The sequence below is a fragment of the Gemmatimonas sp. genome (genome assembly GCF_041689975.1).
In the GTDB taxonomy this organism is placed as follows: domain Bacteria; phylum Gemmatimonadota; class Gemmatimonadetes; order Gemmatimonadales; family Gemmatimonadaceae; genus Gemmatimonas.
Genome location: NZ_JBDNFF010000020.1, coordinates 1 through 26,177, shown reverse-complemented (window position 1 = coordinate 26,177; position 26,177 = coordinate 1). Strand labels below are relative to the sequence as shown.

At 64.3% G+C, this 26,177-nt stretch carries 29 protein-coding genes; 20 read left to right on the top strand and 9 right to left on the bottom strand.

The genetic code is table 11. The features are described from left to right. Window positions 1-1,162: 1,162 nt before the first annotated feature. The 6 genes from aroC (at window position 1,163) to ACESNG_RS01330 (ending at window position 8,780) form a co-directional block, all read left to right on the top strand. Window positions 1,163-2,353 carry a chorismate synthase gene (gene aroC, locus ACESNG_RS01355; protein ID WP_373063060.1) on the top strand — a complete coding sequence of 397 codons (1,191 nt, stop codon included), beginning with the start codon at window positions 1,163-1,165 and terminating at the stop codon, window positions 2,351-2,353. Then, on the top strand, window positions 2,350-2,901 hold the full coding sequence (locus tag ACESNG_RS01350; protein ID WP_373063062.1) for a shikimate kinase: 552 nt from the start codon (window positions 2,350-2,352) through the stop codon (window positions 2,899-2,901). Before aroC ends, ACESNG_RS01350 begins: the two co-directional genes overlap by 4 nt. A 3-nt stretch (window positions 2,902-2,904) precedes the next feature. After that, window positions 2,905-3,333: a DUF494 family protein gene (locus ACESNG_RS01345; RefSeq protein WP_373063064.1), complete on the top strand. Its 429-nt coding sequence runs from the start codon at window positions 2,905-2,907 to the stop codon at window positions 3,331-3,333. 4 nt (window positions 3,334-3,337) lie between these two features. Beyond that, a complete protein-coding gene (gene topA, locus ACESNG_RS01340) occupies window positions 3,338-5,968 on the top strand; it encodes a type I DNA topoisomerase (RefSeq protein WP_373063066.1) in 2,631 nt (876 codons plus the stop codon). Between the two features lie 465 nt (window positions 5,969-6,433). Next, entirely contained in the window at window positions 6,434-7,798 is a 1,365-nt protein-coding gene (gene trmFO / locus ACESNG_RS01335) for a methylenetetrahydrofolate--tRNA-(uracil(54)-C(5))-methyltransferase (FADH(2)-oxidizing) TrmFO (protein ID WP_373063068.1), read from the top strand. A gap of 7 nt (window positions 7,799-7,805) precedes the next feature. Then, window positions 7,806-8,780: a tyrosine recombinase XerC gene (locus tag ACESNG_RS01330; RefSeq protein ID WP_373063070.1), complete on the top strand. Its 975-nt coding sequence runs from the start codon at window positions 7,806-7,808 to the stop codon at window positions 8,778-8,780. A 559-nt stretch (window positions 8,781-9,339) separates the two neighbouring features. Here ACESNG_RS01330 and ACESNG_RS01325 read toward each other — a convergent pair. Beyond that, the gene (locus ACESNG_RS01325; RefSeq protein ID WP_373063072.1) at window positions 9,340-10,317 is read right to left on the bottom strand and encodes a threonine/serine dehydratase; all 978 of its coding nucleotides are present in this window, start codon (window positions 10,315-10,317) and stop codon (window positions 9,340-9,342) included. 9 nt (window positions 10,318-10,326) lie between these two features. Between ACESNG_RS01325 and hslV the strand changes: the two genes are divergently transcribed. The 4 genes from hslV to ACESNG_RS01305 all read left to right on the top strand — a co-directional run bounded on the left by hslV (window position 10,327) and on the right by ACESNG_RS01305 (window position 14,058). Then, complete coding sequence (gene hslV, locus ACESNG_RS01320; protein ID WP_373063074.1) at window positions 10,327-10,872, top strand: ATP-dependent protease subunit HslV; 546 nt, start codon at window positions 10,327-10,329, stop codon at window positions 10,870-10,872. An 84-nt stretch (window positions 10,873-10,956) separates the two neighbouring features. Beyond that, the gene (locus tag ACESNG_RS01315) at window positions 10,957-13,329 is read left to right on the top strand and encodes a ShlB/FhaC/HecB family hemolysin secretion/activation protein (RefSeq protein WP_373063076.1); all 2,373 of its coding nucleotides are present in this window, start codon (window positions 10,957-10,959) and stop codon (window positions 13,327-13,329) included. A 160-nt stretch (window positions 13,330-13,489) separates the two neighbouring features. Next, window positions 13,490-13,834, top strand: coding sequence for a helix-turn-helix domain-containing protein (locus ACESNG_RS01310; RefSeq protein WP_373063078.1), 345 nt, complete (start codon window positions 13,490-13,492; stop codon window positions 13,832-13,834). Next, a complete protein-coding gene (locus tag ACESNG_RS01305; RefSeq protein ID WP_373063080.1) occupies window positions 13,831-14,058 on the top strand; it encodes a hypothetical protein in 228 nt (75 codons plus the stop codon). The genes ACESNG_RS01310 and ACESNG_RS01305 overlap by 4 nt, the downstream gene beginning before the upstream one ends. A gap of 35 nt (window positions 14,059-14,093) precedes the next feature. On the opposite strand, the gene ACESNG_RS01300 is transcribed toward ACESNG_RS01305, so the two are convergent. Further along, window positions 14,094-15,266 carry an alpha/beta hydrolase gene (locus tag ACESNG_RS01300; RefSeq protein ID WP_373067424.1) on the bottom strand — a complete coding sequence of 391 codons (1,173 nt, stop codon included), beginning with the start codon at window positions 15,264-15,266 and terminating at the stop codon, window positions 14,094-14,096. 1,375 nt (window positions 15,267-16,641) lie between these two features. On the opposite strand from ACESNG_RS01300, the gene hslU reads away from it, so the two are divergent. The 7 genes from hslU (at window position 16,642) to ACESNG_RS01265 (ending at window position 21,498) form a co-directional block, all read left to right on the top strand. Beyond that, window positions 16,642-18,036, top strand: a complete 1,395-nt coding sequence (hslU, locus tag ACESNG_RS01295) for an ATP-dependent protease ATPase subunit HslU (RefSeq protein ID WP_373063082.1) — start codon at window positions 16,642-16,644, stop codon at window positions 18,034-18,036. Between the two features lie 48 nt (window positions 18,037-18,084). After that, entirely contained in the window at window positions 18,085-18,441 is a 357-nt protein-coding gene (locus ACESNG_RS01290; RefSeq protein ID WP_373063084.1) for a ribbon-helix-helix protein, CopG family, read from the top strand. Continuing rightward, the gene (locus ACESNG_RS01285) at window positions 18,414-18,929 is read left to right on the top strand and encodes a hypothetical protein (protein WP_373063086.1); all 516 of its coding nucleotides are present in this window, start codon (window positions 18,414-18,416) and stop codon (window positions 18,927-18,929) included. The genes ACESNG_RS01290 and ACESNG_RS01285 overlap by 28 nt, the downstream gene beginning before the upstream one ends. Before the next feature lie 286 nt (window positions 18,930-19,215). Then, window positions 19,216-19,497, top strand: coding sequence for a hypothetical protein (locus tag ACESNG_RS01280; protein ID WP_373063088.1), 282 nt, complete (start codon window positions 19,216-19,218; stop codon window positions 19,495-19,497). A 240-nt stretch (window positions 19,498-19,737) separates the two neighbouring features. After that, complete coding sequence (locus tag ACESNG_RS01275) at window positions 19,738-20,673, top strand: ATP-binding protein (protein ID WP_373067407.1); 936 nt, start codon at window positions 19,738-19,740, stop codon at window positions 20,671-20,673. Between the two features lie 95 nt (window positions 20,674-20,768). Beyond that, the gene (locus ACESNG_RS01270; protein ID WP_373063092.1) at window positions 20,769-21,047 is read left to right on the top strand and encodes a type II toxin-antitoxin system Phd/YefM family antitoxin; all 279 of its coding nucleotides are present in this window, start codon (window positions 20,769-20,771) and stop codon (window positions 21,045-21,047) included. Between the two features lie 73 nt (window positions 21,048-21,120). Further along, window positions 21,121-21,498, top strand: coding sequence for a type II toxin-antitoxin system VapC family toxin (locus tag ACESNG_RS01265; protein WP_373063094.1), 378 nt, complete (start codon window positions 21,121-21,123; stop codon window positions 21,496-21,498). Between the two features lie 53 nt (window positions 21,499-21,551). On the opposite strand, the gene ACESNG_RS01260 is transcribed toward ACESNG_RS01265, so the two are convergent. Together ACESNG_RS01260 and ACESNG_RS01255 are read right to left on the bottom strand one after the other, a co-directional pair. After that, complete coding sequence (locus ACESNG_RS01260; protein ID WP_373063096.1) at window positions 21,552-21,938, bottom strand: type II toxin-antitoxin system VapC family toxin; 387 nt, start codon at window positions 21,936-21,938, stop codon at window positions 21,552-21,554. Between the two features lie 2 nt (window positions 21,939-21,940). After that, window positions 21,941-22,168: a type II toxin-antitoxin system Phd/YefM family antitoxin gene (locus ACESNG_RS01255; protein ID WP_373063098.1), complete on the bottom strand. Its 228-nt coding sequence runs from the start codon at window positions 22,166-22,168 to the stop codon at window positions 21,941-21,943. A 930-nt stretch (window positions 22,169-23,098) separates the two neighbouring features. Here ACESNG_RS01255 and ACESNG_RS01250 point away from each other — a divergent pair. Beyond that, the gene (locus ACESNG_RS01250; RefSeq protein WP_373063100.1) at window positions 23,099-23,341 is read left to right on the top strand and encodes a hypothetical protein; all 243 of its coding nucleotides are present in this window, start codon (window positions 23,099-23,101) and stop codon (window positions 23,339-23,341) included. Beyond that, window positions 23,338-23,463: a hypothetical protein gene (locus tag ACESNG_RS01245; protein ID WP_373063102.1), complete on the top strand. Its 126-nt coding sequence runs from the start codon at window positions 23,338-23,340 to the stop codon at window positions 23,461-23,463. The genes ACESNG_RS01250 and ACESNG_RS01245 overlap by 4 nt, the downstream gene beginning before the upstream one ends. 134 nt (window positions 23,464-23,597) lie before the next feature. Here ACESNG_RS01245 and ACESNG_RS01240 read toward each other — a convergent pair whose 3' ends face one another. The 5 genes from ACESNG_RS01240 to ACESNG_RS01220 all read right to left on the bottom strand — a co-directional run bounded on the left by ACESNG_RS01240 (window position 23,598) and on the right by ACESNG_RS01220 (window position 25,493). Next, a complete protein-coding gene (locus ACESNG_RS01240; RefSeq protein WP_373063104.1) occupies window positions 23,598-23,765 on the bottom strand; it encodes a hypothetical protein in 168 nt (55 codons plus the stop codon). A 9-nt stretch (window positions 23,766-23,774) separates the two neighbouring features. After that, entirely contained in the window at window positions 23,775-24,410 is a 636-nt protein-coding gene (locus ACESNG_RS01235; protein WP_373067405.1) for a DUF885 family protein, read from the bottom strand. After that, the gene (locus ACESNG_RS01230) at window positions 24,388-24,546 is read right to left on the bottom strand and encodes a hypothetical protein (protein ID WP_373063108.1); all 159 of its coding nucleotides are present in this window, start codon (window positions 24,544-24,546) and stop codon (window positions 24,388-24,390) included. The genes ACESNG_RS01235 and ACESNG_RS01230 overlap by 23 nt, the downstream gene beginning before the upstream one ends. Window positions 24,547-24,730: 184 nt before the next feature. Further along, the gene (locus tag ACESNG_RS01225) at window positions 24,731-25,000 is read right to left on the bottom strand and encodes a hypothetical protein (protein ID WP_373063110.1); all 270 of its coding nucleotides are present in this window, start codon (window positions 24,998-25,000) and stop codon (window positions 24,731-24,733) included. Window positions 25,001-25,178: 178 nt separating this feature from the next. Further along, a complete protein-coding gene (locus ACESNG_RS01220; protein WP_373063112.1) occupies window positions 25,179-25,493 on the bottom strand; it encodes an AbrB/MazE/SpoVT family DNA-binding domain-containing protein in 315 nt (104 codons plus the stop codon). Between the two features lie 250 nt (window positions 25,494-25,743). On the opposite strand from ACESNG_RS01220, the gene ACESNG_RS01215 reads away from it, so the two are divergent. Next, window positions 25,744-26,177 (top strand): Uma2 family endonuclease (locus tag ACESNG_RS01215; protein ID WP_373067402.1); only part of this gene is annotated, 434 nt, incomplete at its 3' end.

Genomic DNA, 26,177 nt, shown 5'->3' with positions numbered 1-26,177 from the left:
GAACCACCATCCACGTCGTCGTCCGACACCGGCCCGCAAGGTCTTGGTCGAGGCGGCGATCACGTGAGCGGGGCCATCGTGCGCTTCACCGCCGATTGGCGGGAGTGTTCTTGAATACGCAGCGCCGACAACATGTGGTTGTTCGCGTTGATCCGCACTGATGCCGTCCTCGGCGACCGCTGACGAACCGCTGAACGGCGGATTGGCACGAATCTTCGGGGATGGACCGCAACGACCAGTAGTGTCCCAACGTTCTCTAGAGGAGAAGGAGTGGGGCTCGAGATCAGCGTCTGAATAACTGGGTGGTGGCGTACGTAGTTGTTGGGGAGGGACTTGCTCGAACAGGGCCACACTCAGGATCTGTAGCATTTCGTACAGGCTATGCCGGTCAAGCTGGAGACCTTGCTTCGCGATCCAGATGTGCGTCTTCACGCGTGCTCGCTGGTCCCCAGGCACTGCCTGATGCGCCGGTGCGGCGTGATCCGCGGGAAGCACCACTCCACCCATGAACTCGTGGGCACCCCACTGATAGTGTTGCTATTCTTCGCGTGCCCTCGCGATCTTCGCGATCTTCGCGGACTTCGCGCGAACTGCGGTGCTGGCGGCTGCCGCGGAGCGATCGGAGAGCCAGCTGGTTCGCGCGAAGCTCGCGGAGCACGCGAAGCGACGCGAAGCACAGCACAAAGATGGAAATGGGCATCGGGCCGACGGACGGGGGCGCGGCGAGTCACCACTCCTGTTGTGGCGGTGCTTCGGTGCAGGACGGTCCCGCGCGCCTCCGCGCAAAAGACCGACATCCAGCGCCTCGTCGTTCACGTCGAGACCAGACAAAACGACGCCGTTCCCCAAGCAAATCAACCACATACACCGTCCTAATCCCAAAACGTTGGGACGCTACTAAACAACGACACCCTTTGCATGTATTGCGGGTCTGGCGGACGCGTCGTCGCGCGACACCGGCCCCGGAAGCACGGGTCAGGGGGATCGTCATCATATTCTGGACAGTGTTGCGCCTGGGGTACGTTCCCGAGGCACGTTCCCGCGGCACGATCGTACGGCACGTTCGTGTGACGACGTGCTCCCATCGCGCCGTGTCGCCTCGTACGTTGTGAGACGGGCTCCGGAACCACCGTAGCCCACCTGTCGTCTGCTCCGCACACTCATGCTCCGCTTCACCACCGCCGGCGAATCACATGGCCCGGCGCTCGTCTCGATTTTGGAAGGCATGCCAGCCGGCGTTCCGTTGCTGGCGGCCGACGTCGACACCGACCTTGCGCGCCGGCAACAGGGCTACGGACGCGGGCGCCGCATGCAGATCGAAACCGATCGTATCGAGTTCCTGTCGGGCGTCCGGGCCGGCGAGACACTGGGGTCGCCGATCGCGATGCTGATTCGCAACAGCGACTGGAAGAACTGGCTCGAAATCATGGACCCGGCCCCGCGGGACGGTGACGCGGAGGGTCCGCGAAAGCGACATGTGACCCGCGTGCGTCCGGGACACGCCGATCTCACCGGACTGCTCAAGTACGACCGCCGCGACGCCCGGGACATCCTCGAACGGGCCTCCGCGCGCGAGACGACCGCGCGCGTGGCCTCAGGGGCCGTCTGCCGCGTGTTGCTGCGGGAAGTGGGCATCTCTGTCGGATCGCACCTGGTGCACCTTGGCGGGGTCGATGCGGCCCGTCCTGTGGTGATGCCCGGTGATATCAACGCCGCGTCCGACGCGTCGCCGCTGCGCACGCTCGATCCCGTCGCCGAAGCCGAAATGATCACCCGCATCGACGCCGCCAAGAAGGACGGCAACACGTTGGGTGGTATCTGCGAAGTGGTGGTGACCGGACTGCCGGTGGGGTTGGGCTCGCATGTGTCCTGGGACCGACGTCTCGACGGCCGGCTGGGGCAGGCGATGCTCTCCATCCCGGCCGTGAAAGGCGTGGAAATCGGTCTCGGTTTCGAAACTGCCCGCCGCACCGGCGCCGACGTACACGATGAAATCGAGGCCGCTCCGGGGAACACGCGCATGGGCCATGTGCGGCGCAAGACGAACCGCGCCGGCGGCACAGAAGGTGGCATGACCACCGGCGAAGACCTGGTGATCCGGGTCGCCATGAAGCCGATCTCCACGCTCATGCGCCCACTCGGCACGGTTGACGTCGCCACCGGCGAAGCGGCATCGGCTGTAGCGGAACGCAGCGATGTGACTGCAGTACCCGCCATGGGCGTGATCGCCGAAGCGATGGCCGCATTTGTCTTGGCCGATGCGCTGCTCGAGAAGTTTGGCGGCGATTCAATGGGTGAGCTGCGTCGCAACCTCAGCGCCTATCTCTCCCGGTTGGACGAGCGGGTGGGGTGACCCGGCCAACCGGCCTTCAGATCGACGGGCACCTCGTGCTCGTGGGGCTGCCGGGTTCCGGCAAGTCCACCGTGGGTCGTGCGGTGGCGAAGCGTCTGTCTCGGCCGTTTCTCGACTTCGACACCGAAATCGAGAAGCGCGAAGGGATTTCGGTGGCGCGAATCTTCGCAGAAAAGGGGGAAGTGGCGTTCCGCGCCATGGAATTGTCGCTGACCCAGGAACTGGCCGCGGCGCCGCCCATGGTACTCGCACCAGGCGGCGGTTGGGTGACGATTCCAGGCGCCATGGTACTCCTTCGGCCGCCAGGGCGTATCATTTATTTACAGATTTCTCCGAAAGAAGCGCTGCGACGTCTCACCCGGTCCAGGATCGTGCGCCCGCTGCTGGCTCAAGCGGACCCCGCCATGGCCATGCATACGTTGTGGGAGCGGCGATCAGGGCTTTACGCCCAGGCCGACGTCATCGTACACGTGGAAAGTGTTGATTCACAACGACTTATTGATTCCGTGGTGGCGCTTGCCCACGACGGGACTCCCCGGATAGGTTAGGCTATGAACGATCGGTGGACGCCTGTCGTCGATGATTTGCGCGAAAGATTTGCGGCCGACACGGATATTGTGGAAGTCGAAGCCTATCTCTCGTCGCAAGGGTATGACCGGCGACAAATTGGTGAGATCCTTTCACTTCTTTATAGCGATACTGCACCAACCCGAGGGTCGGGTGGGGCCATGATGTCGCGCCACGCGCCGCTCCGTGTTCAGGGGCCGCATGAGCGCGGACGGTTCACCGCCGAAGCCTGGGGTTACCTGGTTATGCTGGGTGGCTCCGGAGCGGTGAATCTCAACGATTTTGAGCAGCTGGTGGAGCGCGCGCTCGTCCATATAGAGGGCCGCATCAACCTCGCCGATATCCGTGGAATGGCGGAAGACGTGGGGTTCGATGATGGGTCGATGGACGTCGAGCGGTCCCGGGTACACTGATCTGATGCCAATTACGAAGGGCACGACCGCGGCGGGTACCAGCGTGATAAAGCCTGCCGCCAAGAAGGCCGTGAAAAAGGTGGCCAAAAAGGCCGCCAAGAAAGCGGTGAAAAAATCGGCAGCGACGGCCACACGACTGGTTGCTGAGCCGTCGCCTTTGCGCGCCTCGGTGGCCAAACCGGCCACCAAAACGGTGGCCAAAACGGCGGTCAAGTCGGCAGCTAAAACCGCCGCCAAGAGGGCGGCCGCCAAGAAGGCCACCAGCACCAAGGCCCGCGCCCGGTCCCGCGTCGTCGATCCCCCTCCGGAAGACGATGAACCCGCGCCTGCCGGCGGCACCACGCTCGTCATCGTCGAGTCACCCGCGAAGGCCAAGACGATCGGCAAATACCTCGGCAAAGGCTTCACGGTAAAGGCCACCGTCGGTCATGTGCGAGACCTGCCGGCCAAGAAACTCGGCATCGACATCGAACACGGCTTCGCCCCCGATTACGTCACGATAGAAGGCAAGGAAGACATTCTCACCGAACTCAAGCGGGTCGCAAAGGGCGCCCGCGAGATCTTCATCGCTACCGACCCTGACCGCGAAGGTGAGGCGATCGGTTGGCATGTGGAACAGTTCTTCACGCAGCCGCCTCGGTACGCCGTCACGGCCCCGATCCGCCGCGTGATGTTCCACGAGATCACGAAGGCCAAGGTGCAGGAGTCGATGGCGAACCCGATGGATATCGACAACAAGAAAGTCGATGCCCAGCAGGCGCGCCGAGTGCTCGATCGCCTTGTAGGCTACAAAGCCAGTCCGATCCTGTGGAAGACGGTGAAGAAGGGGCTGTCCGCCGGTCGCGTGCAGACCGTCGCTTTGCGCATCATCGTGGAGCGCGAGCGGGAGATTCGCGCTTTCACGCCGGTCGAGTACTGGAGCATCGCGGCCGACCTGCAGAAGGGCACGCAGCCGTTCACGGCGAAGCTGCATCACATTGACGGCAACAAGCCGGAGATCACCACCGGAGCTGAAGCCGACCGAATTCTCGTCGATCTCAGGGGCCGCACGCAGTTCACGGTCACCGAAGTCAAGCGTCGCGAGAAGCGGAAGAATCCCGCCGCGCCTTTCACCACGTCCACGCTGCAGCAGGAAGCGGCCAAGAAATTAGGCTACGGCTCGAAGCGCACCATGCGTCTCGCGCAGGACCTCTACGAGGGCATAGACGTCGGTGGGGAAGAGGGCCAGGTCGGTCTCATCACGTACATGCGGACCGACTCGTCCCGCGTGTCCGAGACCGCAGCCGGTTCGGCGCGTGATTGGCTGAAAGCCGAATACGGGGAGTCGTACCTCGCGGCCGGCATGCAGCTCTATCCGAGCGGTAAAGCGAACGCACAGGACGCCCACGAAGGCGTGCGCCCCACCGATCCTACGCGTCGTCCCGACGATCGTCTTGCCAAGAAGCTCACCGCCGATCAGTTCAAGCTCTATGAATTGATCTGGAAGCGCTTCATGGCGTCGCAAATGGCCCCCGCGGTGTTCGACACCACGACAGTGGATTTCGATATCCCCACCACGGGACGTACGTACCTGTTCCGTGCCACGGGCTCCGTCATCAAGTTCGACGGCTTCCTCACGCTCTACCGCGAAGCGCGCGAAGAGGGTGACGGCAAGGCGCTCGAAGACGAGCAGGCCTTGCCGTACCTCGAGCTCAACGACACGGTGCCGGTCAGGGCGATCACGCCCACCCAGCACTTCACCGCGCCGCCGCCGCGCTTCTCCGAAGCTTCGCTGGTCAAGGAGCTCGAGCGACTCGGTATCGGCCGCCCGTCCACCTACGCGTCGATCATCTCGGTGCTGGCCGAACGACGTTATGTGTTGCTCGAGCAGCGCCGCTTCTTCCCCACGCCGCTCGGCGAAACCGTGGAGAAGGTCATGGTCAAGAAATTCCCCGACATCTTCAACGTGCAGTTCACGGCGCAGATGGAAGGGGAACTCGACAAGATCGCCGACGGCGAGCTTGACTGGGTGCGTGCGTTGACCGACTTCTGGACACCATTCCAGGCCACCCTCAACGACAACGATCTCGACGCCCTCATCGGCGAAGCCTACGATCTGTCGGCGCTCGCCACGGAGAAGTGTCCCGATTGCGGCGGCAAGCTCGTCGCCAAGGGCGGATTCTTCGGGCCGTTCGTGGCCTGCGAGAATCACCCGAAGGTGTGCAAGTACACGCGCCCGATCAAGGGTGAGAAGAAGCCCGCCGAGCTTACGAAGTACATGTGTCAGGAGTGCGGCGAAGCGATGGTGGTGCGTCACGGTCGCTCCGGCGACTTCCTGGGCTGCTCCAAGTTCCCGAAGTGCCGCGGTACGCGCTCCATGCCCACCGGCGTAAAGTGTCCGAAGGACGGTGGTGAAATCGCCGAACGACGGAGCAAGAAGCGCGGGAAGGCGTTCTACGGCTGCGAGAATTATCCGAACTGCGATTTTGTGGTCTGGGATAAGCCCGTGGCCGAAGCGTGCCCGGAGTGCGGGTACGTGGGCGCCGAAGCGAAGAGCAACAAGACCCGCGGCGCGTTCCGGAAGTGTCTCAAGTGCGCGAACGAGTGGGAGGTGCCGAGCCCGGACGAAGCCGAGTTGGTGGCGGAAGTCGCGTAACGGCATAACGACGCTGGTGTGCGGGAGACGCTCGGCGCGACCCGTGCGATCCCCTTGGCGAAATTGCTGCGGGGGTGCCTCGTCGACGGCTAGGACTACGCGCTCCACGGCGACTGTCGTGGCGGCAAAGTGCGCGCGCTCCCTTCGTCCGCGCGAGCCTCTGCCAAGCGGCGTCGCTTCCGGCGCGACTGCCGCCGCCCCGCGCCCGTACCTCCGCCATGCGTTTACCGCGCCCTCGGCACTCCGGCGCCGCGACCGCGCGCACCACTCCCGCCCGTGTAGTTCGTTCGGCACGGGGACGCCCCGCCGCCGCCTCAGCGTGGGCGCCGCGATGCAGCAGTCCTGCGCCGGGCCCGGCCCGCACGCGCAGCAAGCGGCGAAGGGGTGCTCCCCGATGCCGCACGAGCGTACGCACCATACTAGCGCCGCCGAGTCGTCGAAGCGCAAAGACGTTAGACTACAGTCATGGCATCCAACGAAGTGCATGTGATCGGCGGCGGGCTCGCCGGAAGTGAAGCGGCATGGCAGCTGGCCGAGCGCGGTCATTCCGTCGTGGTACATGAAATGCGCCCCGTACGCGGCACAGCCGCGCATCGTACGGAGAAGCTCGGTGAGCTCGTCTGCTCCAATACGTTCAAGAGCACCGAAACTACCAACGCGCACGGCTTGCTCAAGGCCGAGATGCGTCAGCTCGGTTCGCTCATCCTCGACTGCGCCGATCAGTCGCGCGTGCCCGGTGGTTCGGCGCTGACCGTCGATCGCGAGATTTTCTCACAGCACGTACACGATCGTGTACATGCCCATCCGCGCATTCGTGTGTCGCGCGAAGAAGTCACGTCGCTTCCCGACGTGGGTATCATCGCGACTGGTCCGCTCACCTCCGACGCGCTCGCCGACGCCATCCGCGCGCGACTCGGCGTCGAGTCGCTGGCGTTTTACGATGCCATCGCGCCGGTGGTTTCGCTGGAATCGGTCGACCAGAGCATCGCCTTCCGCGCCTCGCGCTGGGGCAAGGAAACGATGGACGGCGCCGGTGACGAAGGCGCCTATCTCAACTGCGCGTTCACACGTGACGAGTACGAAGCATTCATCGACGCGCTTACGACGGCCGACCAGTTTACCTCGCACGAGTTCGACAAAGTGCCGTACTTCGAAGGGTGTATGCCCATCGAGGAAATGGCGCGGCGTGGGCGGGAGTCGTTGCGCTTCGGGCCGATGAAGCCCATCGGGCTGCAGGACCCGCGCTCCACGTCGCGTCCCCACGCCGTCGTGCAATTACGCATGGAAGACCGCGGCGGTCGCATGTGGAATCTGGTTGGCTTCCAGACGCGGTTGCGCATTCCTGAGCAGGCGCGCGTGTTTCGCATGATCCCCGCGCTCGCCGACGCGGAGTTCCTGCGGTTTGGCTCCATTCATCGCAACTCGTATGTGAACGCGCCGGCGGCACTGTCTCCGCATTTGTCTTTGCGCGATGCGCCGCAGTTGATGTTCGCCGGACAGATCACCGGCGTCGAGGGCTATACCGAAAGCAGTGCGACCGGTCTGTTGGCCGGCATCAACCTCGCGCGACAGATCTCCGGTGGCGAGCCGGTGGTACCACCGCCCAGCACGATGATGGGCGCGCTGTATCGCTACATGCGCGAAGCCGACCCGAAGCACTTCCAGCCGATGAACGCGAACTTCGGATTGCTGGACGATCTCGAAGGCGTCGCGCCGAAGCTGTTGAAGGACAAAGCGAAGAAGCGCGAGCTGTTCGCCGAACGTGCGCTCACCGCCATGTCGGCGTGGCGTGACGAGGCTGGCATCATTCCGACGGTTCTTCGCGCATGATACGCCCGTGAGTGACGGCGTCGCGCTGCCGACAACGGGCCTGCCCCGAACGGCACGCCCCGCCGAGATCGACGAGTTTCTTGTGCATCTCGCCAAGGAGCGCGACCTCTCGCCGAATACGATATCGGCTTATACGCGTGACCTGCGGGAGTTCTCCACGTGGCTCGCGAGCACGCACGGCATCGATGGATGGCAGTGGAACGCGCTCGGACGCACCGACATTCGCGGCTTCATGGCGTATTGCACACGCCGTGGTCTGGCCAAGCGCTCGGTTGCGCGTCAGCTGTCCGCCGTGCGCAGTTTCTATCGCTGGATGCATCGCGATGAACGGGTCGACGTGAACCCCGCGCGCGCGGTTTCGTCTCCGCGCCTACCGCGCACGTTACCGGCGTATCTCGACAAGCGGCAGGCTGAAACGCTGCTCGAGCACGCCGCCACGCGCGCGATGAGTCTCGAGTTCACCGACGTGCGTAACCTGGCGATGCTCGAGTTGTTCTACTCGAGCGGTCTCCGACTTTCCGAACTGCGCGGCATCGACCTTGGTGATCTCGATCTCGTCGTGCAACAGGTGAAGGTGCGAGGCAAAGGTCGCAAGGAGCGCATCGTGCCCGTCGGCGATCACGCGCAGCGCGCGCTGCGCAACTATCTTGTGAAGCGAGATACGTTGCTCGCGAAAGTGAAGGAGAGTAACGCGAAGCTCGCGCGCAGCGCGGTGTTCCTCAGCGAGCGCGGCGGGCGCATGAGTCCGCGGGCTATTCAGCACGCCATCGTCGGACTACTCTCTGCTGTCGACGAAGGGGCCGGGCTCAGCACGCACTCATTGCGACACTCGTTCGCCACGCACTTGGTGGACGGTGGTGCGGACCTGCGCGCCGTGCAGGAGCTGCTTGGGCACGCCAGCATCAGCACGACGCAGATCTACACGCACACAAGTGTCGAACGCCTCAAGAAAGTCTATCGGCAGGCGCACCCGCGCGCTTGAGCTGTTCGTGCGGTGGTGGTGGTGTGCTTACGGCTGGGGTCGTGGTGCGCGCGGTTGCTGGGCTGGCGCGTACGCCGCGTCGCCTCGTGGGGATCTCCTCGTCGGCTTTCCTGCGGGGGGAGGGCTTGGGAGCGCCGCGCGGGAACGTGCCGCCCCCCGCAGAGAGCCGCCGTGGAGCCCCACGGGGCCAGCGGCTACACACAGATGCCCGGACACTACGCCCGCGTTGTTTGGCGCGGGACACGCCCTCGCGCGGGAATCCGGCGCGCGGTTACGGGGGGAGGGCAAGCGCTGGGAACTACGCTGCTTGCCACCAATCGCGTCAGAAATCACGGCGACGCGGTCCGCGCGCCACGATCGCTTCGCCGGGACGCCTCACCTCCGGCGTGTTGTGCTGATCCCGCCCCACGGTACGTCGGCGGTGTGCCTCCCTGCAGCCGCCTCTGCGGGCGGCCGCGCCTCAGCTGCGCGGCGCACCCACGCGTCCCGCCCGCAGGAAGCGACGAAAGGGTGGCACACTGCCGGACCACCACCTCTCCGCAAGCACACAACGCAAAGCTCACTCGGGCGTGCCTCCGGACAAGACAATAGCAGCGCGAGCCGCGTCGAGATTGCCTCCGCACAGAACAATGCCGACCGTGCGCCCAGCGAGTCGCGGCGCCAGCAGATGCAGGCCGGCCAGCCCCGTCGCTCCCGACCCCTCGGCCAGGTTGTGCGTGATCCGCCACAAATCCCGCACGCACTGCGCGATCGCCGCGTCGCTCACCACTACGAACTCCTCGAGCCCGGCACGCAGGGCGGGGAACGTGAGCGCGTAGGTCGAACCCGTTGCGATCCCCTCGGCGAACGTATGCACCGACGCGCCCGCGCGCGGCACGCCGTCGTGCCAGGCATCATGCTGCGCTGACGCCCCGATGCTTTGCACCGCGTATACCTCGAGATTCGGTTTGAGCGCGTCACGGACCACCGCCGCACCCACCGCCTGCGATCCACCACCCAGCGCAATGATGATCGCGTCGAGCGTCGGCGCCTGCTCCAGAAATTCCGCCGTCATCGTGGCCGCGCCGGCGATCACCTCGTGGTGATTCGTCGAGTGCACCAACGTCTTCCCGTCACGTTCCGCCAACTCGCGACAGGCGGCGACCGTGTCGTCGTACCGATCGCCCACCTCGATGAGGGTGGCCCCGAGTCCGCGAATCGCCGCGCTCTTTTCGGGGTTGTTGCCGCGCGGCACGCAGATGGTCACTGACACGCCGCGCTGGGCGCCTGACCAGGCGAGGCCAAGGCCGTGGTTGCCCGTGGTGGCAGCGATCACGCCGCGACGCGCTTCGTCGTCGGAAAGGGCGGTGATCGACGACGTGCCGTTGCGCACCTTGAAGCTGCCCGTGGGCAGGTGATTCTCGTGTTTCACGAGTACGCGGATGCCGTGCCCCACGAGCTCGTCCAGTGGTGGGTAGTGCCGGACTGGGGACGGGTCCAGAAACGGGCGTAGCCGGGCGCGAGCGGCGAGTACGTCGTCGTAGGTAATGGGGTACATTCCTCAAATATGCCTCTCCCAATCATCCGAGCTACCACCATTCTGGCTGTGCGTCGCAACGGACGCGTGGCCATTGGCGGCGACGGGCAGGTGTCCGTCGGCGATACCATCGCCAAATCGCAGGCGGTGAAGGTCCGTCCCCTCAAGGGCGGACGCGTGATCGCCGGCTTTGCCGGCTCCGTGGCCGACGCGATCACGCTCTTCGAGAAGTTCGAGGAAAAGCTCGATCGCTTCCCGGGCAATCTGCCCAAGGCCGCCGTAGAGCTGGCCAAGGAATGGCGCAGCGATCGCGTGCTCCGTCGCCTCGAAGCCATGCTGATCGTGACCGACGTCGATCACGGCTTCATGCTGAGTGGCAACGGCGAACTCATTGAGCCCGATGACGGTATTCTCGCCATCGGCTCCGGCGGTGCCTATGCGCAGGCGGCCGCGCGCGCGCTCGTGCGCGAGACCACGCTTTCGCCGGCGGAGATCGTGCTGAAAGCCCTCACGATCGCCGGCGAGATCTGCATCTACACGAACACGAACATCACCGTGCTCGAACCCACGGCGTAAGTAGCGGTGTAGCGCGAGCCGAGTCGGTTCCCCCGGGAGTGCCGACTCGGAAACAATCGTCGAGCGTGCGGCGTAATACCGGCCATGCTATCACCCCTGCTTCTGCTCGCCACGTTGCTCGTGCAGGAGTTGCCTGCCGAGCAGCCGCGTCCGTCTCGTCGTCGGCCACCCACGGTTGCTGAGCTTTCGTCCGCGTTCGCGACGCCCGAGACACGTGCGTTCGTGGAGCGTGCGCGACTCGAGCGCTCTCGCGTCGACTCGACGCTCGAGAGTTACAAGGCCACCTCATACGAACGGGTCACGGCGGGCGGGAGCGTTGCAGCGGTGGCTCGCGAGCGGATTCTTGGGCGGCGCGAGACCGTCGGTGAGGTGACCTGGTCGCGCGCCGCCGGGGCACACGTGGCGCTGAGCGGACGACGCCGCGAGCGCAGTACGAGTTTCGTCTTGCCTAATCCCACCGGCGATCTGCTCGTACCCATTCCGTGGTATCCGGGCATGGACGCCCTGTGGACACCATCGAATAACGGCCCGCGGGGAACCAATGGCCGCGCCGCCGAAGTCGACACCACGGACCTCGTACATCCGCTCGCCACCGGCAGCGAGGCCTACTACACCTTCACACTCGGCGACAGCGCCAGCATCTCGCTCCAGGATGGCCGTCGCATCACGCTGCGGGAGCTGCGCACCCGGCCGCGCGCGCCCCGCTGGAACCTGTCGGTCGGATCGTACTGGTTCGATACGGATCGCATGCAGTTGGTGCGCGCCGTGTACCGGTTGTCCGTACCCTACGATGTATGGACCGAAGTGGCCAATGCCGGCGAGAAGGGCCCGCCCTGGTACGTCAAAGCGCTGGCGCAGCCGCTCAAGGCCGAGCTGCAGGCGGTCACGCTCGAGTACGGATTGCACGAATCGCATTTCTGGTTACCGCGCGTGCGGCGGGTCGATGGCACCGTACGCGCCGGTCCCTTGGAAGCCACGATCACGATCGAGCAGGGCTTTCGCTATCGGAGCGTCAACGCGGTCGCTACGATGCCCACGATCCCCGCCGAGAACTTGGTGTTGCGGGCCGAGTACGATTCGCTCTACGGACCGTGGCAGCAATTGTGGCGTGATCGCCGCGCGTTGCGAACGTCCGCCGACAGCGTGCTCTGGAACAGACGGCGGGCCGTTCTGGACAGTGCGTTTTTACAGTACGGCACAAGAATGGACCGCCAGGCGGCAGCGGATTGTCGCCGTGACGGAGTGCGCTATCAGACCGGTACTCGTCTTGGCGATGCCGTCGTCACGCGCGTCGCCATTCCCTGTGACTCGGTGAAGCTGGCCAACGCGCCCGAACTGTCGGGCGGCCTGTTTGCCACGCGCGCGGAGGTGTACGCCAGTACCATGGATGACGCTACGCGCGAGGCGCTCGCGCTCGACGTGCAGGCCGAGTTCAACCCGCAGCCACTCACCGCCCATGCCGGGTTGGAGTATCTGCGATTCAACCGCATCGAAGCCTTGTCGGTGGGCGGTGCGGTGCGGCAACAGCTTGGCGCCGGCTGGCGTTGGGAGCTCAATGCGCGCGGGTCGCTTGGGGATCGACAGCTCAACGGCGAATGGAGCGCCACGCGTGCCAACGGTGGCAGCGACTTCAGCGTGGCGGGTTATCGGCGACTGGTGCAGGCCGACGACTACGGGGCCGCGTTCACACCGTTCTCATCGCTGCAAAATCTGGTGAGTGGACAGGACGAACAGTTCTACTCGCGTGCCGCCGGCGCCGAAGCGGTGTGGCGTCACAACGGCCGCGGCGCGGGCGCGAATCGGCGTGAGCTTCGACTGTTTGCCGAGTGGCAGCAGGGCGTGGGTACGCAGAGTACCGTGTCGTTACCGTGGCTGATCGATCGGTCCCGCACCTTCGACCGCGAGGTGATCGACACGCTGCCCCATGCGCGAGGGGCGTCGTACGGCGTGCAGTGGCGCCTGTTGGCCGCGCGCGGTGTGGAACAGGAAGGGTGGCGACTGGGCTCCGCGTGGCGCATCGAAGCCGCTACAGGCGCGTGGGACTACGTGCGCGCCGCCACGGATCTCTCGCTCAACCGTGCGGTCACGCGCACCCTGCGCGCCACCGCCACCATCAGCGGCGGCACCAGCGCGGGAACGCTACCGGTGCATCGCTGGTGGAACATCGGAGGATGGCAAACCGTGCGCGGACTGAAGGCCGGTTCGATGCGCGGCGACGCCTACTGGATGAGCCGCGGTGAGTTGACGTGGGCGCGGACTGGGCGATTACAGCCCGGCCTCTTCTGGGACGCGGGATGGGCGGGGGATCGACGCGACCTCGGCGCGCATCGCAACGTGCGCACCAGCGTCGGTGGCGGAGCGGCGCTGTTCGGACTGCCCATTCGCATCGACGCCGCACGTGAGCTCGCGTCCGGCGCACGTTGGCGCGTCGACGTGTACGCGCCTATTCGGTTCTAACGCGCAATCCCCTCATCTATCAATTCGCCTTTCTTCGCGACACTTCGCGTACTCCGCGAGCTTCGCGCGAACCAGCCGGCTTTCCGACCGCTCCGAGGCCGCCGCACGCACCGCGGTTCACGCGAAGCTCGCGAAGTGTCTTGCGTCCAGGCGGTTACGCATGGCGATTAATGATAGGCGATGTTCGTCGTCTCGTTTCGGGGACACCCCCGGCTGGGACGAGCGCGTAGTCGCCGAGACGGACGCAGCGGTCATCGCGGAGCAAGTGTATGCCCTGCGAAAACGGCATGGCCTCACCCAATCCGCGCTCGCGAAACGGATCAATTCTGCCCAGTCGGCCATCGCCCGCATGGAGCACGCCGAATACCGCGGGCACTCGACCTCTGTGTTGCAGCGCATAGCGGCGGCAGTCGGCGAGCAGGTCAGCGTCCGCTTTGTTTCGAAGACTGCGGCGGGTAGCGCGCAGGGAGCGTCTTCCGCTACCCCTTCACCCGCGTCCCCTTGACCGGCGACGGCTCGGCCTCTGCTGGCATGCCTGGCGGCAACTTGAGCAGCAACGTGCCCGTGAGCGTGTCGCCGCTGGCCTGCGGCGTCCCCACCAGCGGGTCGCCCGACGCGTGGGACGTCGACGAGCACCGCGATCCGTTGGTAGAGCACTTTCTCGCGTTCCTCGAGCACGACATGCATCGCGGTGCCATCGCGTCGCGATCGACCGTCATCTTACTGTAGCGCCGTTCATGCACTACCCTCGTGCGAAATCCGGGTCAGCGCAACCGAAACACGGGCGGCTCCAGTCGGATCATCGACTGCACCTCAGCCCCGCGGAAGAACGCCACCACGGCATCCGCAACGCGCTTATCCGCCTCGAAGATGTTGTGCCCACCGTTTTCGACGAGCAGATGCTTTCCGTTGCGGAGCCCCTTGAGCTCTTCACGCGCCTCTGTCGGTGATGTGCGGCCATCCAGTGTTCCGGAGATGAACAACGTGGGTACGGCGGACCGCAGCGGTGCGCGGAAATCATCGCCGAGGTCCAGCGATGGTCGCATGCCCGCGACGTGCGGCATCGGAAAGTTGATCGCGTCGCCCAGCATGCCCGTCACCGCCTCGCGGCGAATCATCGCGAGACGAGCTGCCGAAATCCCGGAGGCAAGGTCCATCGCTTCCGGCAGCCCACGGTAGCCGCCGATCCGCGTACAGAACTCGCGGCACAGGATGGCGGCAATCTGTTCGTATCGTCCAGCGGCCAACGCTCGATAGAGCAGCGGAACCTGCGCACTACCCGATGGATCGGCCATCATGCCACCGACCAGTATTTGCACGGGGAATGCATCGAAGATCAAGACCGTCTCGGGGCGTCCACCCACGGCCGGAATCGTCACGCGGGCCGGTGAGGCGTTGAGCTGCGCGTGCACTCGTCGCATCGTGGCGGCGAAATCGGGATAGGCCTGCCGTGCTGCTGAGTCCCGGTCGATGAGTTGTTGCACACGCCCGATCAGGCTGTCGAACACTGCGGGCCGCTTCACGGTCTGATCCAGTCCTTCGATCCCGGCGAACACGGCGCGATGAATCGTTGCACCGTGAGACTTGAGCGTGGCGAGACCGAGGTGCGAGCCGTAGCTGATTCCACACAGACTGATCTGCTCGACGCCAAGCGCGCGACGAAGCGCATCGATGTCCGCCGCGCTTTCGCGGGTGGTGTATCCGTCGATCGCCACTCCAGCCGCCGTCCACTTCGCAAAACAATCCTGGAGTTCACGACGAAATTGCGTGGTGACCGAATCACGCGTCATGATCACCGGTGATGACGGCTCTCCCGGTGGCACGCACGGGACGATGTCATTCGACCGTCCCGTGCCGCGCTGATCGAACGCGATCACATCCGCTACCTCGCGCAGTGCCTGGAAGACCGGGAAGCGCGAACCCGCTGCGGTTCCAATGCCGGAGCCGCCCGGTCCGCCGACGGGCCCGTGTGCAGGTGGGGCTGGTAGCGGGCTTGGTGTTGGCTGTGCCCTCGCCCTCAGGGGCGCAGCAGGTCGACAGTCTTCCCTTTCGCGACGGCCAGTGGGGCGCGGAGTTCACGGCGGCCGATTTCAGCGGGGTCGGCGCACTGCGGTTCACCAGCTCGCGCAGCGCGTGGCTGATCGACGTGCAAGGGCGATTCACTCGGCAAAGCGGCGACTCCGATTCGCCCTCGAGATCCGAAACCGTGAGCGACCCCGACGCCTTGCAACTACGTCTTGGGTGGCGGCGCTACGGTACCCTGGCGCCGCGCGTGGTGCGGCATGTAGGCGTGGGCGTGCTCGGCGATCTGCATCCAGCGAGCAGGGCCCGGGCGCCTTCTCGATCTCCGCCCCGTTCTCGTTCGAGTCGACCCGCGCTGACTATTCCGCCGGCGCGTTCGCAGAGGTTGGGGCGCAGTGGCTGATCACGTCGAACCTCGGGTTGGGCGCAACATGGTCGGCGAACGTGCAAGCCGGACGCGCGAATCTCGAACGGCTTTCCGCGACTGGATTCGGCGGGCCTGAGCGCACCAGGACCGCAGTGAACACGCTGAGCGCAACGCTCGGTGCTTCCGCCATACGGGGGACGATGTATCTCTGACGTGGCCCGCGTCATCACTATCGGGCTTGTCCTTTTAGCCGGCTGTGGACCGGAGCCACGCGACACCGCGATGCCGCCGACCGGGACGGGCCGTAACCCGTGGCACTTCGCCGACCTGCCTCCCTCTCAACTCGTACGGCCGCCAGTCGGAACCGTTGAGCTTCGCGAAGTTGCTCGCTTCGGTTCCGAGGAGGGCGCTAGTTGGCTGAGCATCATCGGCTCCCTCGCCGTCTCCGATCGTGTGCTCGTCGTCTCGACGCCCCGAACGTGTGAGTTTGTGGTATTTTCCGCAGATCGACGCACCGTACGCTCTCGGTTCGGGCGCTGTGGTGAAGGTCCCGATGAGTTCGACGCACCAGCCGCGATTGCTCTACCCGGCGACACGCTCATGGCGACCGAGCGCCGAGCGCTGGACGTTCGTACAGCTACTGGGTGACTCAGGGCTCCTGCCGGCCGTTTCAACTCGGGCACCATGCATATCACGGCATGGAAAACGCCGTATGCCGTTCCGAACCATCGATGGTGGAAGCTAGGCTCGTACCATCAGGGCCCGCCAGCCGATTCCTTCTTCTTCGGGTTGTCGGTCGCCTTTGGGTATTCGATGATCACAGAGATGAAGCTATGTCGCATTCCCAAAGAAACGCGGTGAAGGGCCTCCTGATCGAGCGGTAAGGACATGCGCAAACGCCACCTCGATCGTTAGCGTTCGGCATGCCCTCTCCCCGTACGCAGCAGGCCATCGCTCGGCTCGCCGACCTCACGCCACGCCAGATCGTGGCGGAGCTGGATCGCTACATCGTCGGCCAGGCCGACGCCAAGAAGTCAGTGGCTATTGCGCTGCGCAATCGCTGGCGTCGCCAGCGGGCCCCGGAAGCGATCCGTGAAGAGATCTCCCCGAATAACATCATCCTCATCGGTCCCACCGGTGTCGGGAAAACGGAGATCGCACGACGTCTGGCCAAGCTCTCCGGCGCGCCGTTCGCCAAAGTGGAGGCGTCGAAATTCACCGAGGTGGGCTACGTGGGGCGTGATGTGGAGTCGATGGTGCGCGATCTCATCGAGAGCGCGATCGACATGGTGCGCACCGAGCGCGAGTCGGAGATCGAAGACCTTGCCAATGAGAAGGTCGACGAGCGTCTGCTGGAGCTGCTGTTGCCCGTACCGCCTCTCGCCACCGGAGACACGCCCGAGGTGAAGGCCGAGCACGATGCGGCGATGGAGCGTCACAAGCGCACGCGCGATAAGCTTCGGTTGTTGCTCCTCGACGGGCAGCTCGACGGCCGTGAAGTCGAACTCGAAGTCACGCAGTCGGGCCCTGGCATGCCCGGCATGATGACACCCGGTGGCAACGAGGGCATGGAAAGTGTAGCCGAGTGGTTCCGCGACATGATGCCCAAGAAGAAGAAGCGGCGCACCGTGAAAGTGAGTGAGGCGCGCCGCATTTTGCTGGACGAAGAACTCGAGAAGCTGATCGATCTTGATGACATCACGGAGGACGCGCTCGAGCGCACCGAAGCAATGGGAATCATCTTCCTCGACGAGATCGACAAGATCGCTGGCGAGCGCGGGCAGGGTGGGGGCCCCGATGTTTCACGTGAAGGCGTGCAGCGCGATCTGCTGCCCATCGTGGAAGGGTCGAACGTGCAGACGAAGTACGGCACCGTGAAAACCGATCACATCCTGTTCATCGCCGCCGGTGCGTTTCACGTTTCGAAGCCCAGTGATCTGATTCCGGAATTACAAGGACGCTTCCCCATTCGCGTGGAGCTCAAGCCACTCACCGAGCAGGACTTCGTGCGCATCATGACGGAGCCCGAGAACGCACTCACCAAGCAGTACGCGGCATTGGTAGAGGCCGAAGGCGCGTCGTTGGAGTTCAAAGCGGACGGCATCGCCGAGCTGGCGCGCGTGGCCACGCGAGTGAACGAGCGCATGGAGAACATCGGCGCGCGTCGGTTGCACACGGTAATGACGACGCTACTCGAGGATGTGCTGTTCGACTTGCCGGATCGAGGGAAGGACGCCGTGATTGTGGACGCCGTGATGGTGCGGGATCGGCTGAAGGCGATCAGCGAAGACGAGGATCTGCGGAAGTACATCTTGTAGCCCGAACGCTCAATTGGATTTCTGCCGCTAGGGCTGGTATGATTCAGTATGAGCGCTCCAAAGTACGCCCGCATCGCGATCACGCTGCCGCCCGACGACCTCGCCGCCGCCGACCGCTTGGCAGCCGCGCAAGACCGGTCACGCAGCTGGATTGTGGCCGAGGCGCTTCGCCAGTACGTCGCGCGGTCGGAATTGTTGGTGGAACCGTCGGCCGCGCTTGGCGCGTCGAGGCACGCGCAACTCGTGCGTGATCTGCAGCTGACCGCGCAGGAGCGCATCCGTGACGCCGAGGAGCGCGACGTGCTGTCCATTGATCGTGAACACGTCGACTCGCTCGAGACGCCGTTGCGTTTCGCGACCTACGACGACTTCGCCGCATGGCGACGGGCGCTGCCGAACCGGTGACAGCCATAACTACACGAGTTGCGCAGCTGTGCGCGTTGCTCAATGCCGCTGATGCTCGCTACGTGATTGTGGGCGCGACGGCGATGCAGCTCTGGGGTTCGTCGCGCTCGACACGCGACGTGGACATCCTGATCGAGCCGACCGTGCAAAACGCTGAGCGCGTGCTTGCCGCATTGAGCCAACTTCCATTCGGCGCGGCGCGTGATGTCACCGCCGCTGAGATCCTGCGTCGCGGCGTGACCATGATCGGTGACACGCCGAATGTCGATGTGCTCACACGCGCGTGGAATGTGCAATGGGCGGATGCGAGCCGCGACATGGCCGTGTTTACAGTGGACGGCATCCCCATTCCCACGGCGTCGATTGAGCAGTTGATTGCGTCGAAGCAAACGGGACGCGCTCAGGACGCGGCTGACGTGGTTGTACTTCGGGCGATACTGCACAAGCGCAACAATATTGGCCGTGACGATGTCACGGATGCGCTGTAGCAAGAACGTCTCACCGAGGTCGGGCTGACGACGATTTGCCACACGCACGACGAGTCCGGCTGCGAACTCGCGTCGGGGCTGTACGGCGCGCTGCTCGTGCTCGACGATCCCGCGTCGTACAACCCCGAACGCGATCACGTGGTGCTCATGGCCGCGAGCGGCCCCAGTGACTCTGGCGTAGTGGCCTTTAACGGGCAACGTGCGCCCGCGCCGATTGTGATGGAGCCCGCGTGGCGCCTCGCATCCGCCTCGCATCCGCTTCGCGAGTATCCCCAGCAACGAACGCGTGGGTATCGCGCTGGTGAAGTTGGGAGCCGATACCGTGCAGGTGGTGCAGCAGTGGACCGTGCTGGCCGTAAACGGGGCCGAGCTACCGGTAGCGCAGCAGCGGCCGGCTCGCGCCCAACGCCTGATGGCGGCCGGCATGACGATGGACGTGGCTTTCGTCATGCCGGCCCAGGATCGATACGCCATCCGCGTTCGCATGCTGGCCTGCGAGGTGGCGGGTTTCGCCGGGTCCTCCGTGCTCATTCCATTGGTGTCGACAAGCGTTTCGGATAAGCGGTAGCCGCTGGCGCCGTCGGATGGCGTGGCGGCTGGCGCACGAAGGTTGTGGGATGAGTACCTCGGAATTCGAGCGATTAACGCTCAGAATACGCTATGGGAAAAGTCCTTGCCCGCCCGCAGGATCTTGCCAGGGTCACGGTGTTGCCGCGGGACTAGCACGCTCTTCGATCTCGAGAGTACCGCCGATCGCGCGCGCCTTGCCGATCCGATGCTCGCGCTCAGTGGCCTACGCGGCCTGATTGTGAGTGGCGAAGTCCATCTGCTGCCAGATCTCTTTCGTACTCTTCGGGTCCTCGCTGACGATCCGGCCGCGCGACGCCGATTTCTGGTGCTGTGCAGCGCGGCACCCGAGCTGTTGCGACAGGGTGCGGAGACACTGGCCGAGCGCATCGCGTACCACGAACTGTCCGGATTCCGCCCGGATGAGGTCGGCCTCCCACAGCCGTCGAAACGTTGGGTACGTGGTGGGTTTCCCCGGTCGTTCCTCGCAAGCAGTGACATCGCCAGCGATGAATGGCGCGAGCAGTTCATTCGCACCTTTATCGAGCGCGACATCCCGCTGTTCGGCCTACGGATTCCCGCGCCGGCCCTGCGTCGATTCCGTACGCTGATTGCGCACTACCATGCACAGACATGGAACAGTGCTGAGTTGGCGCGCGCGTTGGGCGTAACGCACACCACGGTGCAACGCTATCTGGATGTATTGACCGAGACCTTCATGGTTCGGCAGCTTCCGCCATGGCACGAGAACCTGTCCAAGCGGCAGCTACGCGCACCCAAGGTGTATCTGCGCGATACGGAATTGCTGCATACGCTGCTCGGTGTGCGTAATCTGCGCGACCTTCAAGCCCACCCCAAAGTGGGTGCGTCATGGGAGGGCTTCGCCATCGACGTCGACCTCGACCATCTCGGTGCGCGTTCCGGTGAGGCGTACTTCTGGGGCACGCACGCGAGCGCCGAACTCGATCTGCTCATCGTACGGGGCAGCACGCGCGTAAGATTCGAGTTTAAGCGCACGTCATCGCCGTCGGTCACGCCGTCAATGCGTTCGGCCCTCTCTGATCTCCGACTACAGCGCATCTACGTTGTCCACGGCGGCGCAGAGACATTTCCGCTGACCGAGAAGATCCTCGCTGTGCCGCTGTCACGAATTGCGCAGGACGTGCCGCCGCTCTGACGCGGGCGGGTATTGCGACTGCGGTTGATGGATCGAACAGCGCGCCCCGGCCCGAGGCGCCGCCGTTGCAGATCAGCGCTAAAATGACTATATGTATGACTATGGTCACGGTATCCAAGAGTGCGCTCAAGGCGCGCATGCTCGAGTACTTCCGTCAGGTCGAAGAAACGGGCGAGCCGCTCGTCGTCACGGATCACGGCAAGCCCGTACTGCAAGTGGTGCCGATGCCGCACAAGCGGCCGGCGGCTGAGCTTTTGGCCGAGTTCCGGGCGCGAGCTTACGGTCCTGTTCGATTCGTGGGCGACCCCGACGAGCCTACGATCGACGAGTGGAAGGACCCGTGGGGACACATGCCCCTTCGCGATGCCCCCTGATCGTCGACCAAAGCGTCCCGCGGCGTCGACCGCGACGACGCGAAAGCTGCGCGAGCGTCCGCCCGCTCCCGTGATGCTCGATACGTCCGCGCTGATCTGGTGGATGTGCGATCCGTCGCATCTGTCGAGACTCGCGCGCGTCACGCTCGCATCTCCGCCGCGCGGCCTGTTGATAAGCGCCGTGTCGTTCTGGGAAATCGGAATCAAGGTGCGACGGGGACGTCTCGACCTCGGCTCGTCATTCGATGACTTCGTCACCACCGTGCAAGCGATGGAAAGCGTGTCCATCCTCGCCGTCGATCTCGCCACGTGGCTCGACGTCATTGATCTCGATTGGGATCACGGTGATCCCGCTGATCGCATCATCGTGGCCACGGCTCAACGGAACCGCGCGACGTTAGTGTCGTCCGACCGCGCGATTCGCGCGTTCTACACCGAGGCGGTGTGGTAGCAATACAATGGCGCATAGTGGCGTGACGTACGGGGCTTGTCGACGCCACCCGTTCACCACACGCGGCGCACGTCGTACCTGTCGAACAGTCGTTCGATGGAAACGAGCGCCATCTTCTCCTCGCGAGCCTGGGCGATGAGCATGCGGTCAACGGGATCGCGATGTTCTCCCGTCAGTCCCCCGGCTATCTGTGCATGGCTGATGCTGATCGACAACGGCGCGAAGCCCTGCTGCTCGATCTCACGCTGAAAATCCACCGCGAGCGGGCCGGCACCGGGCAGCTTGCCGAGGCGATGCTTCGTCGTGGTCTCCCAGGCCGACGCGGCGCTCACGAAAACATCGTTCGTCGGGTGCGCGATGGTTTGCCTGGCGCGCGCGCTGAGCTGTTCATCGCCGGCGAGCCACCAGAGCAGGGCGTGTGTGTCGAGAAGCACGCGCACAGTCAGCGCTCCCAGGCGTCGAGATCGTCGGGCGGAATCGGCTCGAAAAACGCGGCCGTGGTAAACACCTCACCCTTGAGCGCTCCGAACAGACGCACGGGCGCTTTCAGCGCCACAAGTCGGACGATGGGCTCCTGTCCGCGCTGAATGATCACCTCTTCGCCGGCTTCCGCATCGGCCAGGAGCTGGGACAACGTGGTTTTGGCGGTGTGGATGGTGACGCGTTTCATATGTGAGTCATGGTTAGCTACGTCTATTAGCTAATGGCGGGACGAGCAAGGCGCGCCATGCGAATTCGTCCCTACCGAAGTCGAAATTGATGTCCAAACCTTGAGTTCAAGAGTGCCGAGTTCTGCGCGGATTTTTGCGCTATGAAGTCAGGCGGAACATCTCGAAGGTGTCCAGGTCGTGTCGTTCGATGATGAATTTGCGAGGGAATGGGTTGCGCGCGTAGTCACGAGAAAATCCAACCGGGTTTAGCTGAGCGCCGCTGCGTGCTCTGCGTGCTCTGCGTGCTCTGCGTGCTCTGCGTGCTCTGCGTGATCAGTTCCACTGCCCTGTGCGCACCGTACGCCGCGCACGACTCCCGGGGGGCGGCGACGACCAGGCCGCTGACCCGATCACGTAGAGGACGCGGAGGCGCAGAGAACGCTGAGCAACACGCGAAGAACATGAATCGGCACCTCTCTGACCGCATGGCTCGAAATGGGAGTCGTTCCGCCGAACGCCTTTCCGCGACCGTTCGACGTACTCGATCAGCGCACCGAGCGGTGGATCGATGCGCACAAACGGCAGGGTGATGCCGCACTGAAGCGGGTGAGAACTCGGCACTCTCGAGCTTGAGCGTCCACGTCACGAAATTCCACGCGCCAATAATCCGTCGCTATCAGCCGAAGTGACGGCTTAGCTCGTCCGGAAAACGGTGGCGGATCAGTGACCAGCTCATACGCAACGCAGCTTAGCGCGTGCACATCGGCACTGGGCCCGGTCTCTTCGTCCACGGCTTGCGTGCGGGCCAGGTACGCCGGTGTGCCGAGCACGAATCCCAACGACGTCAGCTCCGTGTTGATGGATCCGTGCCGCGCCTTCGCGGCCCCGAAATCGACCACGATCGCGCCACCGTGACGGAGGGGCTGAATTGTCTGATGCAATAGGTCTATATGAATCGACCATTCGTGCCAACCATTCCCATCTACGAGGCGAAAGCCAAGCACGCCGCTTTGGTGCGCGAGGTCGTGGCCTCAGGTGAAGGCTACGTCACAAGCGTGAACGGGCACTCATTGGCCGAGCTACGTCCGTTCGTGCCAGTACCAACCCCCTGGCGCTTCAAAGACACCATTCGCTTCACCGGCGACGCGTTCGCGCCGCTCCCCGACGCTGACGCCGGAGCGCGGGGCGTGTGACGTCGATCGATCAGCCGCTGCTGCTCTACACCGTCGCGTTCGTGTTCTGGCACGCCGACAGTTCGCGATTGTCCACGCACGCTCGTGCGGCATTGTTGGAGGTACCGCAACGTGCGATGTAAGTCAGCGCGGCGAGCGCCTTAAAGAGCTCCACCAAAGTGCGACTCGGCAAGCACTCGGTGCCGCCGTCGTCACGAACCACGCGGCATTCACGCAGCTTGGCGTCGAAGTCTTCTGGTAGCGTGCCGGTGCGCCGCTACTTGCTCTCCTTCACCGCTTCACTGAACAGTGGACCCGCGTTACCGAGCATCGCGTGCCGCACCATCGGGATCGGCGGGCCGCCGTACGTGAGGAATTGGTCGTGGAACGCTTTCCATCCGGCGCGGCCCCCATGAGTCTTCTCCCATTCTGAACGCATCGCCATGATCCTCAGCTAGCCCACCGTGTAGTCCAGATACTCGGGGTCGAACGTAACGCGTGCCGCCTGCTGCTTGGCGGTGGCCATGTCCTGGTAGCCGTCTTCGAAGAACAATCGTTCGACTTGCGCGATCGTCATGCCTTCCGTGTGCAAGCCAATCGCCGCGAGAAACCGCACGTTGCGCAGCAGCGCATTGGAGAGTTGGCCGATGTGCGTTTTCGGGTCACCGTCGCCGAGGCCCGCGTCCCACATCATCGCTTCGGTGTAGTGCGCCCATCCTTCGGCGAACGCATAGCCCACGAACACGTGGCCGAACGTGGACGGCATGTTCTTCTCGTACGGTCCCGGAATACTGATGTACGCGAAGTTCCAGCGCATGTCCGGCGGCGACTCGCCGATCTTGACTTCTTCGCTGCTGGGAATGCTCACGATGTTCTTGTCCACTAGGAACCAACGCAACCCGGTGAGTTGACGACGCGCGGCGTCGGGGGTGGACTCGGCTGGCTCGTGTGCGTTCATCTGCGACATGCACTGCTGCAGCGTTTTGCCAAGCGCAAACTTCGTGCACTCGGTGCGCATCGCGGCAACGTTGCGATCGAGGTGCGCGCGACCGACCCGCTCTAGTTGATCAAGGGGCGTATCCGCGCGCACGATCGATGAACGCTTGCGGTAGCGGCCCACTCATGTTGGCCTCGATGCTGGCGGCGGCGCTTACGACCGAACGCGCGTAGCGTGCGTACGCGTGCATGCGCTCGGGCAGCGGCGCACTGTCGATGTATCGAGTCACGAACCCGGGCCAATTGGCGGTGGGTTACGGTGACTCGGCTTGGCTACAGGCGGTCACGCCGGCGAGGACCACGGCGGAGAAGAGCGCGCGACGGCGTGGCTTGGTGGGGCGGAAGAGGGTTGGGTGCTTCGTCGTTCAGAAAAACACATCGGTTTCGGCTGTCACCGTCGGCAACAGGCGGTGGCTACGGCCTGCGTACGATCGTGGACACGTCCGGTCTTTGCCGTATGAAGTGCTTCCCGTTCCACGTGTAGAGTGCGCTCGCGTTGACCTTCAACGCGCACTGCGTGATCAGCACATCGTATATCCCTCCGCCAATCGTGCCGGCCGCGGTCGCTCGGTTGAGCGCTTTAGCGTACTCGGCCGAAGAGAGGGACACCAACGACAGCCGCTCTGCGACATCGGCGAGGAAGAGCAGTGCCGTATCCGGACTGACGCGGTTCTTCCTCGGCATTCCGGTCAATAAGGAGTACGTTTTGGCGAGGCAGTGCGCCGTTGTGGATCCAGTGCGCGGATTCAGTGCGCGGATTCAGTGCGCGGATTCAGTGCGCGGAAGAGGTCGATGCTTGTCGCGTGATGTTCGTGTTCGCCGTAGAACACGGCGACCAATACGGACGTATCGAGGAGCTCCGTCACGTGAGCGACTTTACCATGTCGAGCTGGCGGTCCGCGTGAACGGCGGCGCGAGCGCGCTCCACGTCTTCGCTGGAAAGCGGGGCCCCGCCGGCGCGGAACACCCACACCCCTCGCTCCTTTTGCACCGTCGCCCCTGCGCGCTTGGGTCGGAGGGTGATGTACTCACCCTCGGTCTCGACTTCGAGCGTGTCCCCCGCCTCGAGATGGAGGGCGTCCCGCAGCAGCTTCGGGATAACGACGCGTCCCGCGCAGTCGATGGTGGCCGTGTCTTTCGTAAATGGTATTATGATGCGGTATTTACCATTTGGCAAAACCAGACATGATCGGCCCGATGCGACGTGATCTGAAGCCGCAGCCCTCACGACAGCATGACGTGGGCGCCTGACGCTGCGCTGCCGCCGATGGTTGTGACGGCCGACGAGATCTTCGGACCAGCGACTTGAGCGGGTTCGCGTTCGCATGATCCTGGTCGCAAGGATTCGGCGACGCATGAGCCGGATGATCATAGTATCCTCGGCGGATGTTCGCCCCATGCGTAGACCCACGCGCCGAGCCGACCGTATGGCTATGCCAGATACGCCATTGTATCGATGCCCAAGCCCCGATCGCACCGTGTGGACCGTGGCCGATCTCGAAGCCATCCCCGACGACGGGCACCGCTACGAGATACTGCACGGCGAGCTGCTCGTGACGTCGCTGTCGCCTACGGGGCCTCAGCGCAGTGCGATGCGCTTGACGGTACTCACCGTCATGTGGTGTCGCGCGCACACCGGCTGGACGGTGCTCGCGCCCCGAAGTGTGCACATCAGCGAAACGACGTGGCTGGAACCGGATCTCGCCCTGTACGCCGCACAGGAATCAGCCGACCCGTCGTGGCGCGAAATGCCGCCACCGCTGTTGGTGGTCGACGTGCTCAGCCCGTCCACGCGGCGTCGCGATCGGCATCGCAAGCGTCCCACGTATCTCGCGCACGGCGTCGGCGAACTGTGGCTGGT

Excerpts from the sequence above, each read along its gene's own strand:
- aroC (WP_373063060.1), top strand. The coding sequence starts at position 1,163 with ATGCTCCGCTTCACCACCGCCGGCGAATCACATGGCCCGGCGCTCGTC.
- ACESNG_RS01345 (WP_373063064.1), top strand. The coding sequence starts at position 2,905 with ATGAACGATCGGTGGACGCCTGTCGTCGATGATTTGCGCGAAAGATTT.
- topA (WP_373063066.1), top strand. The coding sequence starts at position 3,338 with ATGCCAATTACGAAGGGCACGACCGCGGCGGGTACCAGCGTGATAAAG.
- trmFO (WP_373063068.1), top strand. The coding sequence starts at position 6,434 with ATGGCATCCAACGAAGTGCATGTGATCGGCGGCGGGCTCGCCGGAAGT.
- ACESNG_RS01325 (WP_373063072.1), bottom strand. The coding sequence starts at position 10,317 with ATGTACCCCATTACCTACGACGACGTACTCGCCGCTCGCGCCCGGCTA.
- hslV (WP_373063074.1), top strand. The coding sequence starts at position 10,327 with ATGCCTCTCCCAATCATCCGAGCTACCACCATTCTGGCTGTGCGTCGC.
- ACESNG_RS01315 (WP_373063076.1), top strand. The coding sequence starts at position 10,957 with ATGCTATCACCCCTGCTTCTGCTCGCCACGTTGCTCGTGCAGGAGTTG.
- ACESNG_RS01310 (WP_373063078.1), top strand. The coding sequence starts at position 13,490 with ATGGCGATTAATGATAGGCGATGTTCGTCGTCTCGTTTCGGGGACACC.
- hslU (WP_373063082.1), top strand. The coding sequence starts at position 16,642 with ATGCCCTCTCCCCGTACGCAGCAGGCCATCGCTCGGCTCGCCGACCTC.
- ACESNG_RS01290 (WP_373063084.1), top strand. The coding sequence starts at position 18,085 with ATGAGCGCTCCAAAGTACGCCCGCATCGCGATCACGCTGCCGCCCGAC.
- ACESNG_RS01285 (WP_373063086.1), top strand. The coding sequence starts at position 18,414 with ATGGCGACGGGCGCTGCCGAACCGGTGACAGCCATAACTACACGAGTT.
- ACESNG_RS01270 (WP_373063092.1), top strand. The coding sequence starts at position 20,769 with ATGACTATGGTCACGGTATCCAAGAGTGCGCTCAAGGCGCGCATGCTC.
- ACESNG_RS01265 (WP_373063094.1), top strand. The coding sequence starts at position 21,121 with ATGCTCGATACGTCCGCGCTGATCTGGTGGATGTGCGATCCGTCGCAT.
- ACESNG_RS01255 (WP_373063098.1), bottom strand. The coding sequence starts at position 22,168 with ATGAAACGCGTCACCATCCACACCGCCAAAACCACGTTGTCCCAGCTC.
- ACESNG_RS01250 (WP_373063100.1), top strand. The coding sequence starts at position 23,099 with ATGAATCGACCATTCGTGCCAACCATTCCCATCTACGAGGCGAAAGCC.
- ACESNG_RS01240 (WP_373063104.1), bottom strand. The coding sequence starts at position 23,765 with ATGGCGATGCGTTCAGAATGGGAGAAGACTCATGGGGGCCGCGCCGGA.
- ACESNG_RS01225 (WP_373063110.1), bottom strand. The coding sequence starts at position 25,000 with ATGCCGAGGAAGAACCGCGTCAGTCCGGATACGGCACTGCTCTTCCTC.